This is a genomic window from Actinomadura sp. 7K534, assembly GCF_004348575.1.
Classification (GTDB): Bacteria; Actinomycetota; Actinomycetes; order Streptosporangiales; family Streptosporangiaceae; genus Spirillospora; species Spirillospora livida.
In genome coordinates this window covers 1-13,496 of record NZ_SMKB01000198.1, presented here as the reverse complement: position 1 = coordinate 13,496, position 13,496 = coordinate 1, and the positions used below count along the sequence as shown (strand labels likewise).

General features: G+C 74.9%; 12 protein-coding genes. 11 read left to right on the top strand and 1 reads right to left on the bottom strand.

The genetic code is table 11. The features are described 5' to 3' along the window. The 11 genes from E1266_RS28660 to E1266_RS28610 form a co-directional block, all read left to right on the top strand. Window positions 1-2,599, top strand: a 2,599-nt coding sequence (locus tag E1266_RS28660; protein WP_132052287.1) for an acyltransferase domain-containing protein, incomplete at its 5' end; no start/stop codon positions are given. Beyond that, complete coding sequence (locus tag E1266_RS28655) at window positions 2,596-4,050, top strand: FAD-dependent monooxygenase (RefSeq protein ID WP_132052285.1); 1,455 nt, start codon at window positions 2,596-2,598, stop codon at window positions 4,048-4,050. The genes E1266_RS28660 and E1266_RS28655, both read left to right, overlap by 4 nt. Before the next feature lie 26 nt (window positions 4,051-4,076). Continuing rightward, the gene (locus E1266_RS28650; RefSeq protein ID WP_243719001.1) at window positions 4,077-4,943 is read left to right on the top strand and encodes a 3-hydroxyacyl-CoA dehydrogenase family protein; all 867 of its coding nucleotides are present in this window, start codon (window positions 4,077-4,079) and stop codon (window positions 4,941-4,943) included. After that, window positions 4,940-5,233 (top strand): acyl carrier protein, encoded by a 294-nt coding sequence (locus E1266_RS28645; RefSeq protein ID WP_132052281.1) that lies wholly within the window; start codon window positions 4,940-4,942, stop codon window positions 5,231-5,233. The genes E1266_RS28650 and E1266_RS28645 overlap by 4 nt, the downstream gene beginning before the upstream one ends. After that, the gene (locus E1266_RS28640; RefSeq protein WP_243719000.1) at window positions 5,230-6,354 is read left to right on the top strand and encodes an acyl-CoA dehydrogenase family protein; all 1,125 of its coding nucleotides are present in this window, start codon (window positions 5,230-5,232) and stop codon (window positions 6,352-6,354) included. Before E1266_RS28645 ends, E1266_RS28640 begins: the two co-directional genes overlap by 4 nt. Further along, on the top strand, window positions 6,351-7,514 hold the full coding sequence (locus E1266_RS28635; protein ID WP_243718998.1) for an HAD-IIIC family phosphatase: 1,164 nt from the start codon (window positions 6,351-6,353) through the stop codon (window positions 7,512-7,514). The genes E1266_RS28640 and E1266_RS28635 overlap by 4 nt, the downstream gene beginning before the upstream one ends. A 1-nt stretch (window position 7,515) precedes the next feature. Next, window positions 7,516-8,196, top strand: coding sequence for a class I SAM-dependent methyltransferase (locus tag E1266_RS28630; RefSeq protein WP_132052279.1), 681 nt, complete (start codon window positions 7,516-7,518; stop codon window positions 8,194-8,196). A gap of 61 nt (window positions 8,197-8,257) precedes the next feature. After that, window positions 8,258-9,286, top strand: a complete 1,029-nt coding sequence (locus E1266_RS28625; RefSeq protein WP_132052277.1) for a 3-oxoacyl-ACP synthase III family protein — start codon at window positions 8,258-8,260, stop codon at window positions 9,284-9,286. After that, window positions 9,283-10,155 carry a 2-oxo acid dehydrogenase subunit E2 gene (locus tag E1266_RS28620; protein ID WP_207945964.1) on the top strand — a complete coding sequence of 291 codons (873 nt, stop codon included), beginning with the start codon at window positions 9,283-9,285 and terminating at the stop codon, window positions 10,153-10,155. The genes E1266_RS28625 and E1266_RS28620 overlap by 4 nt, the downstream gene beginning before the upstream one ends. Then, window positions 10,152-11,303, top strand: coding sequence for an alpha/beta hydrolase (locus E1266_RS28615; RefSeq protein ID WP_132052275.1), 1,152 nt, complete (start codon window positions 10,152-10,154; stop codon window positions 11,301-11,303). The genes E1266_RS28620 and E1266_RS28615 overlap by 4 nt, the downstream gene beginning before the upstream one ends. Before the next feature lie 47 nt (window positions 11,304-11,350). After that, window positions 11,351-12,769 (top strand): FAD-dependent oxidoreductase, encoded by a 1,419-nt coding sequence (locus E1266_RS28610; protein WP_132052273.1) that lies wholly within the window; start codon window positions 11,351-11,353, stop codon window positions 12,767-12,769. Between the two features lie 85 nt (window positions 12,770-12,854). Here the strand turns inward: E1266_RS28610 and E1266_RS28605 are convergent. Continuing rightward, a partial coding sequence (locus E1266_RS28605; protein ID WP_243718996.1) for an acyl carrier protein occupies window positions 12,855-13,496 on the bottom strand: 642 nt, incomplete at its 5' end.

The window sequence follows — 13,496 nt, the reverse complement described above, 5'->3', positions numbered from 1 at the left end:
CAACCTCACACCCCACCTCGGACCCCACACCCACATCGCCGCACACAACACACCCACCTCCACCGTCATCTCCGGCGACACCCACACCGTCAACGAGGTAGTGGACTTCTGGCGGATCTGGGGGGTCAGGACCAGCGTCCTGCGCGTGAGCCGCGCGTTCCACTCCCACCACATCGACGCGATCGCCGAGGAGTTCGGCAAGGCGGCCCGGGAACTGGAGTACCGCCCGCCGCGGATCCCGATCGTGTCCAACGTGACCGGTGAGCTGGGCGAGCCGGAACTGATGGCCTCCCCGGAGTACTGGGTGGACCAGGCCCGGCGGCCGGTCCGGTTCTACGACGGGGTGCGGACCCTGCGGCGCGAGGGGACGGGGATCTTCCTGGAGGTCGGCCCCGACACGGTGCTGGCCCCCCTGGCGCACGGCTGCCTGGAAGAGGAGAACGACACGGGTGCGCGGCCGGTGTTCGCGGCCACGCTGCGCGGCGACCGGGACGAACTGCCGGCGCTGCTCGCCGCGGTGGGCCAAGTGCACGTCGCCGGAGGGACGGTGGACTGGCCCGCCGTCCTGGACGCGGTCGGCGCCCCGCGGCCCGACGGCCCGGTGCCGCTGCCCACGTACGCGTTCCAGGGGCGTCACTACTGGCTGCACCCCGGGGAGCAGCAGGACACGGGGGAGGACGGCGCCGGGGAGGACGCCGGGTTCTGGGACGCGGTGGAGAGCGGAGACCTGTCGTCGGTGGCGGCCGCTCTCGACCTGGACGATGCACAGCGGCAGGCCATGCGCGACATCCTGTCCCCGTTGTCCGTATGGCGGCGGCGGCGCAGATGCCAGTACCGGATCCGGTGGACGCCGCTGCCGGAAGCGCCGGCCCAGGGCATGTCCGGTACCTGGCTGGTGCCCGTCCCGGCCGCCCTGGCCGACGCGCCCCCGGTGGCGGAGATGCTCGGGATGTTCGACGGAGCGGGCGCGACCGCACGGGTCGTCCCGGTCGAGGCGGGGGACACCGAGGCCCTCTCCCGCCTCCTGCGCGGGATGTCCCTGGACATCGCGGTCAGCGGCGTGCTGTCCCTCCTAGCCCTGGATCGCGAGATCCAGCCGGGGACGTCGGCGGTCCCGGCCGGGCTGGCCCTGACGGTGGCGCTGGTGGGCGCGCTGGAGGAGGCCGGGCTGGACGCTCCGCTGTGGATCGCGACCCGCGGCGCGGTCCGGGCGGACGGCTCCGACCCCGGCCCTGACCCGCTCCAGGCCCTGCTGTGGGGCTACGGCCAGGTCGCGGCCGAAGAGCGCACGTCCGGACCGGTCGGGCTCATCGACCTTCCCGAGCACCTGGACGGGGCCGCGCAGGCCCGGCTGGGGACCGTCCTCGCGGGCGGCGCCGCGGATCAGGCCGCCGTCCGCGGACCGGTCGCGTACGTGTCGCGGCTGATCCGCACGCCCCCCGGCGGGCGGCCGCCCGAAGGGAGCCCGGTGCCGCCGGGGCCGGTGGTGTTCACCGGCGCCGTCACGACGCCGGCGGCCCACACCGCTCGATGGCTGGCAGGCGGCGGAACGGAGCGTATGGTCTTCGCCGGCCCCGGCGCCGCCCAGGACCCCGGTACCCGCGACCTGCTGACCGAGCTGAAGGCCCTGGGCGTCCACGCGGAGATCGCCGAACCTGAGGCGGAGGCGCGCGGCGGGGACATCGCGGCGGTCGTCCACGTCGCGGACCTCGACGCGGGGCGTGCCGGGCCCGCCGACATCGCGGCGCTGGACCCGGAGATCGCCGCGGTCCAGGACGCCGCGGCCGCGCTGGCCGCGTTCGCGGACACCGCGGAGCCGCCGATGTTCCTGTTCGTCACCTCGGCCGCCGCTGTGCTCGGCGGGGCGGGGCTGGGAGACCAGGCTCCAGCGCACGCCTACCTGAACGCCTTCGCCGCCCGCCTGGAAGAGGGCGGCCACACCGTCGCGTCGATCGCCGTGGGCCCCACCGGCGAACCCGAGCCGTCCGCCGCGCCCGAGACGGCGGTCCCGGCCCTGCGGGAGTGGGCTATGCGGGCGCTGCCCCCGGGCCAGGCGGTCGCTGCGCTGCGGCAGGCGGTGGGCGCCGGCTCCCCGCTGCTCGTCGCCGACATCGACTGGGAGCGCGCCGTGTCCCGCCAGGACGGTGCGCCCCCGCGCCGCCTGTTCCACGAGATCCCCGAGGTCCGGCGCATCGCCGGACCGGATGGCGACGGCGGCGCGGCGGCCGGGCGGGCGGCCGAACTGCGGCGCCGCCTGGCCGGCGTGCCGGAGGCCGAACGGGAGCGGCTGCTGCTGGACCTGGTCCACCGGCGCGCCGCGACCGTCCTGGGATTCGCGTCGGCGGACGAGGTCAAGCCCGACGACAGCCTCCTGGACCTGGGCCTGTCGTCCTTCACGGCACTGGAGCTGAGCACCCGCCTGGCCGAGGCCACCGGCCTGCGGATCTCCCCGGTGGCGGTCTTCGAGAACGCCACCCCGTCGGCGATGGCCCGGTTCCTGAACGGCGAGTTCGCCGCGCAGGACGGGCCCGCCACCGAGTCCGGCGACGCGACGGACTCTCCCGCGGCGCACGCGTCCCCAACGAACGAGGTGTCATGAGCGATTCCGTTGTCATCGTCGGCGCGGGCCCGGTCGGCCTGATGCTCGCTCACGAGCTGGCCCTGGCCGGGGTGCGGGCCGTCGTCATCGAGCGGAGTCCCGAGATCGACGACAGGACGGTCTCGGGGCTGATCCACGCCCGCTCGGTCGAGCTGCTGGAGCAGCGGGGCCTGATGGAGCCGCTCCGCCGCGAGCACGGCGAGCCCCTGGTCTGGGACCGGCTCCACTTCGCCAGCTTCTGGCTGGACATGTCGGAGCTGGCGGAGACCGACCACTCCGTCGTCCTCCTGCAGAACCACATCCAGCGGGTCCTCAGCGACCACGCCGCCGCGCGCGGCGTGCGGATCCTGCGCCGGCACGAGCTGATCGGGCTGAGCCAGGACGAGGAAGGCGTCACCGCCCGGGTCCGCTCGCCCCTCGGCGAGGAGGAGATCCGGTGCCGCTACCTGGTCGGCTGCGACGGCGAGGACAGCGCGGTGCGCGAGCTCGCCGGGTTCGCGGTGACCAGGAGCGGCCCGTCCTGGTACGGGCTCCTCGCCGACGTCGGGAGCTACGCGGGGCCGGTCGGCGCGGGGTCCTTCCACGCGGGCGGCATGTTCGGCCAGTTCGGCGACGCGTCCACCATGTTCCGCCTGATGACCATCGAGATCGGGGTCGAGGCGCCGCCCGCGGACCGGCCGGTCACGCTGGACGAGGTCAGGGCGAGCATCGAGCGGATCACCGGCGAGCGGCCCACCGTCGAGGAGCCGCTCTGGCTGCACCGCCACGGCAACGTCACGATCCTCGCCGACCACTACCGCAACGGCCGGGTCTTCCTGGCCGGGGACGCCGCGCACTTCCAGTTCCATCCCGCCGGGCACGCGGTGACGATCGGGCTGCAGGACGCGGTGAACCTCGGCTGGAAGCTCGCCGCGGACGTGCAGGGCCGGGCGCCCGCCGGGCTGCTGGACACCTACGAGGCCGAACGCCGCCCCTACGGGCGCCGTGCCTGCGTGTACGGGCGAGCGCAGATGGCGCTGCTCGACACCGCCGACGGCCCGAGCGCGCTGCGCGAGGTGTTCGGCGAGCTGCTCGACCACGAGGTGGTGAACCGGCACCTCGTCCGCGCGGCCACCGACGCCCGCCACCCGGCAGGCGGGGGCGACGGGCTGCTGGGCCGCCGGGTGCCACTGGTCCGGCTCGGCACGGCCGGCGGCGAGGTCCCGGTGGCCGAGACGCTGCACGCCGCCCGCGGCGTCCTGCTGGACCTGTCCGGGGGTGCGGAGCCGCCGGACGTCACCGGCTGGAAGGACAGGGTGGACGTCGTCGCGGCCGAGCCGGCGCCCGAGATCCCGGCGTCGGCGGTCCTCGTGCGCCCCGACGGCCACATCGCCTGGGCGGGGGAGACCGCCGCCGCGGCCGGCGGGCTCCGCCCGGCGCTGGCCGCCTGGTTCGGGGAGCCCGCCGAGTGATGGCCCCGACGAGCTACGGAGAACCCGTGACGCGGGATCAGGTAGACCGGCCGCTGGCCGTCCTCGGCGCGGGAGTCATGGGCGCGGGCATCACGGCGCTGCTCCTCGGGCACCGGCGGCCCGTCGTGCTCGTCGACACCGACGCGTCCAGGCTCGACCGGGTCCGCGCGGAGATCTCCCGGCACCTGCGGCTGGCCCGCCTCATGGGTGCGCTGCCGCGGGAGGGCACGGACGGCGAGCTGGTGACGAGCACCGCCCCCGACGCGATGGCCGGGGCGGCCGCGGTGATCGAGGCCGTCACCGAGGAGACCGCCGCCAAGGCCAAGGCCCTGTCTGACGCGGCGGCGGCGACCGCCCCGGGCACGCCGCTGGTGTCCAACACCTCCTCGATCCCGATCGACGAGCTGGCCCGGGGCACGGGCCGCCCGGAGGACCTGGTCGGCGTCCACTTCATGAACCCGCCCTACCTGATCGCGACGGTGGAGGTCGTCCAGGGGCCGCGCACCGCGCCCGCGGCGATGGCCGCGGTGCGCGGGCTGCTCGCGGACCTCGGCCGCCGGGCCGTGGTGGTCGGCGACGGGCCAGGGTTCGTGACCAGCCGCATCCTGCACCGGATGATCAACGACGCGGCGCGGATCGTGGCGGAGGGCCGGGCGTCCGCAGAGGACGTCGACACCCTCCTGCAGGACTGCCTCGGGCACCGCACCGGCCCGCTGCGCACCGCGGACCTGATCGGGCTGGACAACCTCGTCGACTCGCTGCGGGTGCTGCACGAGCGCACCGGCGACGACGGCTGCCGCCCCTGCGACCTCCTGCTGGACAAGGTGCGCGCCGGCGACCTCGGCCGTAAGAGCGGGCGCGGGTTCTACGACTACCTGGAGGCACGACCGTGACCACGTCGTCCGACCGGGCGGAGAGCCGTGCGGCGGCTCCGCCGGACATCGAGAAGGACCTGCGCACCTTCCTGGAGGTGCGCACCAAGAACCCCATCGGGCCGGACGACGACCTCGCCGCGGCCGGGGTCTCGTCGCTGTTCGTGATGGAACTGGTGACCTACATGGAGAACACCTACGGCATCGTCATCGCGGGGCCGGACCTGATGATGGAGAACTTCCGGACGGTGCGCGCCATGGTGGCGCTGGTGGAGCGGCTGGCGGCCACCGGCCCGGGAGGCCCCGGGTGACCACTGACACCGCGCTCGGCGGGCCCGGCGCGATGACCTCCCTGGTCGCCGAGCTGGTCGGCGGCCAGGCGGAGGAGTGGGACCGGCGGGGCCGGCTGCCGCTGGAGCCGGTGCGCGAACTCGCCGGCCGGGGAATGCTGTGCGCCCAGGTGCCCGCCCGGTACGGGGGACCGGGGCTGACGGCCGCGGACGGCGGGGCCTTCACCGCGGGCGTCGGCAGGCTGTGCAGCTCCCTGCGCAGCCTGATGACCTCCCAGGGCATGGCCGCGTGGACCATCGAAAAGCTGGGCGGGGCCGCGCAGCGGGCGGCGCACCTGCCCGAACTGGCGGGCGGCCGGCTCGCCGCCGTGGCGTTCAGCGAACCGGCCGCGGGCAGCGACCTTTCGGCGATCGACACCCGGATCCGGGCCGAGGGCGACACGGTCGTCGTCGACGGCCGCAAGGTCTGGATCACCGGAGCCGCCTACGCCGACCTGCTGGTGGTGTTCGGCCGGTTCGGGAACGGCTTCGCCGCCGCACTGGTGCCGGCGTCCGCGCCGGGCGTGCGGGTGGAGCGGGTGCCCGACCCGCTCGGCTGCCGCGCCGCCGGGCACGCCGACGTGCACCTGGACTCCGTGCGGCTGCCCGCGGACAGCGTCCTGGAGCGGACCGCCGGATCCGCGGAGCTGCTGGTGACGCCGCCGCTGACCTACGGCCGGCTGTCGGTGGCCTGGGGATGCGTCGGCATCCTGCGCGCCTGCCTGGACGAGGCGACCGGCCACGCCCGCTCCCGCGTCCAGTTCGGCCGGCCGATCGCCGACCACCAGCTCGTCGCCGGGCACCTCGCCGAGATCCTGGTCGGGGAGCAGGTCGCCACGCGGACCTGCGAGCACGCCAGCCGGTGCTGGGACGCGGGCCTTCCCGAGACGGCCACCGCGGCGGTGCTGGCCAAGCACGTCGGCGCCGTCAACGCCGTCCGGGGCGCGTCCGCCGCGGTGCAGGTCCTGGGCTCGGCGGGCGCGCGGGACGGGCGGGCCGCGGCGCGCGCGTACCGGGACGCCAAGCTCATGGAGATCATCGAGGGCAGCAGCGAGATCTGCCGGCTGATCCTGGCGCGGCACGCGCTGACCGCGCCTTCATGACGATCGCGACGACCACCGAGAGGAAGGCGACCATGGAGGCCCGAAGCGTGCGCGACGAACCGCCGGCCGGCCCGCCCGAGGACCCGCCGGCGACGGTCAAGTGCCTGGTGTGGGACCTGGACGACACGCTGTGGTCCGGCATCCTGCTGGAGGACGGGGAGGTGCGGCTCGGCGACGCCGTCCGCGGGGTCATCGCCGAACTCGACTCCCGCGGCATCCTGCAGTCGGTGGCCAGCAAGAACGACCCCGACCTGGCCTGGCGGCGCCTGGAGCGGCTCGGCGTCGCGGAGTACTTCGTGCACGCCCGGATCGGCTGGGGCCCCAAGTCGGACGCGGTGCGGGACATCGCCGAGCGGCTGAACTTCGCCGAGCACACCATCGCGTTCATCGACGACCAGCCCGCGGAACGCGCGGAGGTCGCGTTCCACCTGCCGCGGGTGCGCTGCTACCCCGCCGAGCGGGCGGCCGAGCTGCCCGCCCTGCCCGAGTTCAGCCCCCCGGTCGTGACGGTCGACGCCCGGCGGCGCCGCGAGATGTACCAGGCCGGGCTGGCCCGCGACGCGGACCGCGCCGGGTTCACCGGGCCCGACGAGGACTTCCTGCGGTCCCTGGACATGGTGCTGGAGGTCGGGAGGGCGGACGGGGAGCGCCTCACCCGGGTCGAGGAGCTGACGCTGCGCACCAGCCAGATGAACGCCACGGGCGTGCACTACTCCGACGCCGCGCTGCGCGGCCTGCTCGCCGATCCGGGCCACGAGGTCCTGGTGGCGACGCTGACCGACCGGTTCGGCCCGCACGGCGCGGTCGGCGTCCTGCTGCTGGAGCGGCACCCGTCGGTGTGGAACCTGAAACTGCTCGCCACCTCGTGCCGCGTGGTGTCGTTCGGGGTCGGCTCGGTGATCCTGCGCTGGCTGATCGGGCAGGCGGCCGAAGCCGGCGTCCACCTGCTCGCCGATTTCCGCCCCACCGAGCGCAACCGCATCATGGAGGTCACCTACCGGTTCGCCGGTTTCGGCGACGCCCCCTGCCGGTGCCGCGACGGCCTCGCCGAGCCCGCCGGGGACGAGGGCACCGTCAGGCTGCACCTGGAGCCCGCGCCGCAACAGGACCCCACCACCATGCGGCTCATCGCGCCCGACCTCTGCGGAACCGTGATCTGACATGGCCGGGTACCTGGAGGTGACCCCTGAACTGCTGGACTACGCCAGGGGCGTCTCGCTGGACGACGACGAGGTCCTGCGCGACCTGCGCCGGGTGACCGCGGGCATGCTCGGCGGGACGACGATGCAGGTAGTCCCGGAAGGGGCGCAGCTGCTGGCGATGCTGGTCCGGCTGACCGGCGCCCGGCTCGTGCTGGACATCGGGACGTTCACCGGATACAGCGCCCTGTGCATGGCGCGCGCCCTGCCGCCCGGCGGCCGCCTCGTCACCTGCGACGTCAGCGACCGGTGGAGCGCGGTCGCGGCCGAGCACTGGGCGCGGGCCGGGGTCGCCGAGAAGATCGACTTCCGGCTCGGCGACGCCGCCGCAACGCTGGCCGGCCCGCCGGACGGCATCGGCGCGGGCTCGGTCGACCTGGTGTTCGTCGACGCCGACAAGGCCGGCTACCCGCGCTACTTCGAGGCGGCCCTGCCGCTGGTCCGGCCCGGCGGCCTGCTCGTGTTCGACAACACGCTGTTCTTCGGCCGCGTCCTGGACCCGGACCCGGCGGACGCCGACGCCCGGGCCGTCCGGGAGCTCAACGCGCTGCTGCACCGGGACGAGCGCGTCGAGGTGTGCCTGCTCCCGATGGCGGACGGTATCACCCTCGCCCGGAAGGCGGAGCACGGAAGCACGGCATAAGCGGGGCTTTAGCGCGGCTGCCGATCATGGGAGCGGCGCCGCCACGAGGGAAGGGACAGCCATGTACCGCTCGGATATCGGCATCGTGTCGGCGGGCACGGGACTCCCGGGAGAGGCGATCGGAACGGCCGCGCTGGCGAAGCGGTTCGGTTTCGGGACGCCCTGGGAGCACTGGGTCAACACGTTCATCGGGACGACCAGCCGCCACCTCGCCATCGACCTGGAGACCGGGGAGGCCCGCGCGACGCTGGCGGACCTGGGGGAGGAGGCGGGGCGGAAGGCGCTGGAGTCGGCGGGCCTCGGACCGGGCGACATCGACCTGGTGGTCATGGGCACCGCCACCCCGGACCTGCTGATGCCGGCGACCGTCAACCAGATCGCCGACCGGCTCGGCATCGACGGCGTCCCCAGCTTCCAGCTCCAGTCGGGCTGCTCGGGCGCGGTGCAGGCGATGCACGTGGCGAGCCAGCTCCTGTCCACCGGCCAGTACCGCACGGCCCTGGTGCTCGGCGGCGACGTGTGCGCCAAGCACGTCGTGCCCGACGCCGACTTCAGCCGGCTCCCCCCGGCCGAGCTGGTGAACCTGGTGCTCTTCGGCGACGGCGCCGGCGCCGTCGTGCTCCGCCGGGAACCGGAACCCGGCGCGGCCCTGCTGCGCGGCCTGTTCACCCGCCTGGTCGGGCTGGGCCGCGAACCGGGGCAGACCCTCGCCTGGTACGGCGCGAACCGCACGTTCGACCGGCCGGCCGCCACCGAGGACTACAAGGCGATCGAGGAGCGCGTCCCGGTCATGGCCGTCGAGGTGCTCAAGGAGCTGCTCGAGAACCTGGACTGGAGCGAGGCCGACCTGGGCTACCTGCTGCCGCCGCAGCTGTCCGGCCGCATGAGCACCCTGATCGGGGAGCGCCTGGCGGTCCCGCACGCGCGGCAGATCACCCGCGTCCACGAGATCGGGAACTGCGGCAACGGCCTGGTGTTCTTCCAGCTCGAACGCGCCCTGGCGGCGATGGGCCCCGGCGACCGGGCGGTGGGCGTCGCGATCGAGTCCAGCAAGTGGATCAAGAGCGGGTTCGCGCTGGAGCGGACGTGACCGCCCGGCGGCCCGGCGCGGACGGCGCCCCGGCAGGCGACACGGCAGGCGACCGGGCGGTGAGCGTGCCCGTCCCGGCCGAACGCCGGCACACGCTGACCTTCCTGTCCTGGGCCAGGGGGGCCGCGCCGGTCTTCCTCGACACCGAGGTGGACATGAGCGCCGTCGTGGCGCACCGCCGCGCCGCCGAGCGGGCGGGACGCCGCTGCTCGACGGTCGCCTGCGTCCTGCACGCCGCGGGCCGGGTCCTGGCCCGCCACCCGGACGCCAACGCGGCGATCAGGGGCCGCGGCCGGCCGAGGATCGCGCGTTACCCCACGGTCAACGCCAAGGTCGCGCTGGACAAGCGGCTGAACGGGCAGCGGGTCGTCCTCGCCGCGCTCCTCACCGGGGTGCACCGGTCGAGCCTGGAGCAGATCCAGGACGAGTTGGAGTACTGGCGCCGCGGCGACCCCGACCGCATGCCCGAGTTCGCGGGGCTGCGCAAGATGCAGCGCATGCCGTGGCCGCTGCGGTCCTGGGCGAACAGCTCCGCCGTGTCCAGCCTCCGGCGCCGCCCCCGCACGATGGGCACCTTCGCCCTCACGTCGCTGGCGCACCGTCCGGTCAACGGCTTCCACTCCTTCGGCGGAACGACCATCACGCTGGGCGTCGGGCAGACGACCGAGCGGCCGGTGGTCCGGGACGGGGTGCTCGGCTCGGCGCCCGTGATGCAGCTCAACCTGGCGTTCGACCACCGGGTCATCGACGGGGCGCACGCGGCCGACGTCCTCACTGAGATCAAGGAGGCGCTGGAGGGCTTCGCCGCTCCCGCGGACGGCGGCGGCGCCGCCCGGGAACGCCCGCTCCCCGGGAAGGGGGCGCGATGAACGACGTCGGCGAGCTCAAGCGGTACATCATCGCGCACGCCCGCGCCCAGAGCGTCCCGCCCGAGCGGCTGCGGGACCTGCTGGGCCGCATCCGCAACGACGACGGCGACGCCCCGGGCTCGTGGGTGCGCGCCTGGGTGGCCGAAGGCGACCTGGAGTACCGCCAGGGCCGCCTCTACGACGCCTGCCGGTACTACATGCTGGCCCGGTTCCCCTACCCGGACGGCCCCGCCCGGCAGGAGGCGCAGCGCAGGTGCGTGGAGGTGTTCGACCGCTTCCGCCGGGACGACACCGGCATCCAGCGCCTCGACGTCGCGGCCGGCGACGGCCTGGTGCGCTGCTACGCGACCGGCCTGTCCCGCGAGCGCCGCCCGCCCCTGCTGATCCTCATGGGCGGCATCGTCAGCATCAAGGAGCAGTGGGCGTACACGCTGCTGAACCTCCGGCGGGCGGGGCTGGCCGCCGTCGTCGCCGAACTGCCGGGCATCGGGGAGAACACGCTGCCCTACACCCCGGACGGCCACCGGATGCTGACGGCGATCATGGACGCGGTCGGCGACCGCGCCGATACCGCCCGCGCCTACGCGATCATGCCGAGTTTCGCCGGCCACCTGGCGCTGCGCTGCGCCGTGGACGACCGCCGGATCCGCGGGGTCGTGTCCGCCGGCGCGCCGGTCAACCGCTTCTTCACCGACGGCGCGTGGCAGCGCGGGCTTCCCCGCGTCACCGTCGACACGCTCGCCCACCTGATGGGCACCGAACCCGCCAGGCTTCCCGGGGAACTCCCGGCGTGGGCGCTCACGGCGGAGCACCTCACCGGGCTCACGATCCCGGTGCACTACATGGCCGCGCGCCGGGACGAGATCATCCCGCGCGGCGACCTGCGGTTCCTCAGGGACCATGTGCGCCGCCTGCACCTCGTCGAGAACGACGACGTGCACGGATCCCCGGCGCACCATGTGGACGCCCGCATATGGACGGCCCGATCCATCATGCGGATGCGGGGCGCCTACACCCCGCAGCGGGCCGCGCTGAGCGCGGCCTGGTTCGGGCGCCGCGCGTGGCGCAGACTGGCCGGCCGCAAGGGCGCGCCGGACCTGCCGCTCCGGGACGCCGGCACCCCGCCCCTCCGCACGCCGGAGTCCTAGACGGCGCACCCGGACGGCCGCCCGCACGGAAAGGAACCCTTCTGCCGATGACCGGTTCGACGCATGCCGTGGTCGTGGGCGGCGGCCTGGCGGGAATGCTGGCGGCCGCCGTCCTCGCACGCCACCTCGACGCCGTCACCATCGTGGAACGAGACCGGCTCCCCGGCGGGCCGGAGCTGCGCAAGGGGCTGCCCCAGGCGCGGCACGCCCACATCCTGTGGTCCGGCGGCGCGCGGGCGATGGACTCGGTCCTGCCCGAGACGACCGCCCGGCTGCTCGCCGCGGGCGCGCACCATGTGGGCGTCCCGCAGCAGATGGTCACCCTCACCGCGCTGGGCTGGCAGCACCGCTTCCCCGCGACGGAGTACATCATCGGCGCGAGCCGCGCCCTGATCGACTGGGTGATCCGGGACCAGGCCCTCGCCGAGCCGGGGGTCGCGCTGCTCGACGACGCCGAGGTCGTGGAGGTGTGCGGCGGGCCCCGCCGGGTGACCGGCGTGCGGGTGCGGCGCCGGGACGACGGCTCGACCGCCCTGCTCGACGCCGACCTGGTGGTGGACGCCACCGGCCGCGGGTCCCGGCTGAAGTCCTGGACGGCCGGGACGGGCGCCGTCCCCGCCGTGGAGGAGGAGATCGTCGACACCGGGCTCGGCTACGCCACCCGCCTCTACCGGGCCCCCGAGGGCGCGGTGGACTTCCCGATCGTCGCGCTCTACGCCGACTACCGGCGTCCGGTGCCCGGCCGGAACGGGCTGCTGCTGCCGATCGAGGACGGCCGGTGGATCGTCACGCTGTCCGGGACCCGCGGCGCCAGCCCGGCCACCGACGAGGGCGAGTTCGACGCGTTCGTCCGCAGCCTGCGCCATCCGATCATCGCCGAGCTCCTCGCCCTGGCGGAGCCGGTCTCCCCGGTGTACCGCACCCGCTCCACGGCCAACCGGCGCACGCACTACGAGCGGGCCGCCTTCTGGCCCGAGGGCCTCGTCGTGCTCGGCGACGCGCTGGCCTCGTTCAACCCGGTGTACGGCCACGGCATGTGCGCGGCGGCGCACTGCGCCGCGGCGCTGGACGCCGCGCTGCGCCGCAGGGGGCTCGGCCCGGGCCTGGCCTGGTCCGCCCAGCGGGCGATGTGCGCGATCGTCGATGACCCGTGGATCCTGGCGACCAGCCAGGACATCTACTATCCGGACTGCTACGCGACCACCACCGATCCGCGGCTGACCCATGAGGCGGCGATGCGCCGCCAGTTCGCGGAGCTGGTGACGGGCATCGCGCTGCGGGAGCCGGTGGTGAACGCCGCGCTGTCCGCGGTGACCGCCACGTCGGCGCCGGCCACGCGGTTCGAGGACGCGGAGATCGTGTCCGCGATCAGGCGGGGCCCGCGGCTGCCGGTGCTGGAGGACCCGCCGCTGACCGCCGAGGAGCTGTCCGCGGTCGGCTACGAGCCCGGCAGGGCGCTCAGGTAGCCGGAGCGTCCGGCGCAAGGAACCGAGCAGCGAAACGGCCGGGCGGCCGGGGGATCCCCCGGCCGCCCGGCCGTTCGCCCGTTTCTCAGGAGCTGCGGCCCAGCTCCTGGTCGATGAAGCTGAAGATCTCGTCGGTGGTGGCCGACTCGATCCGGCTGGTCACCGCGGCCGGGTCCGCGCCCTTCCGCAGGTCGTTCCAGCGGGACAGCAGTGCCTGCAGCCGCGTGGTGACCTTGGTCCCGGCGCCGTCCTCCGCGGCGATCGCCTCGAGGGTGGTCTCGACCTTGTCGAGCTGCTGGAGCAGCAGCTGCGCCTGGGACACGGCAGCCGGTGCGATCTGGGCCCGCAGGTGCCGGGCCAGCTCGCCGGGCGTGGGGTAGTCGAAGATGAGCGTGGCCGGCAGGCGCTGCCCGGTGGCGGTGGCCAGGCGGTTGCGCAGCTCGATCGCGGTGAGGGAGTCGAAGCCCAGCTCGCTGAACGGGCGGGTGGTGTCGACTCCGTCGGGCGTGGCGTGGGCCAGGACGGCGGCGATGCTGCCGCGGACGAGGCCGGTCAGGTGCTCGTGCTGCTCGTCGGGGGTGCGGCCGGCCAGCTCGTCGGCGAGCCGGGCCGCGTTGGTGCCGGCCGCCGCCGACGGCCGGACGGTGCCGCCCGGGACCAGCGCCCGGAACAGCGGCGGGGGCGGGGCGACCAGGTTGGCGACGTTGATCGGGGTGGCCAGCAGGTG

Coding starts and splice junctions, on each gene's coding strand:
- E1266_RS28655 (WP_132052285.1), top strand. CDS start 2,596: ATGAGCGATTCCGTTGTCATCGTCGGCGCGGGCCCGGTCGGCCTGATG.
- E1266_RS28635 (WP_243718998.1), top strand. CDS start 6,351: ATGACGATCGCGACGACCACCGAGAGGAAGGCGACCATGGAGGCCCGA.
- E1266_RS28630 (WP_132052279.1), top strand. CDS start 7,516: ATGGCCGGGTACCTGGAGGTGACCCCTGAACTGCTGGACTACGCCAGG.
- E1266_RS28625 (WP_132052277.1), top strand. CDS start 8,258: ATGTACCGCTCGGATATCGGCATCGTGTCGGCGGGCACGGGACTCCCG.
- E1266_RS28615 (WP_132052275.1), top strand. CDS start 10,152: ATGAACGACGTCGGCGAGCTCAAGCGGTACATCATCGCGCACGCCCGC.
- E1266_RS28610 (WP_132052273.1), top strand. CDS start 11,351: ATGACCGGTTCGACGCATGCCGTGGTCGTGGGCGGCGGCCTGGCGGGA.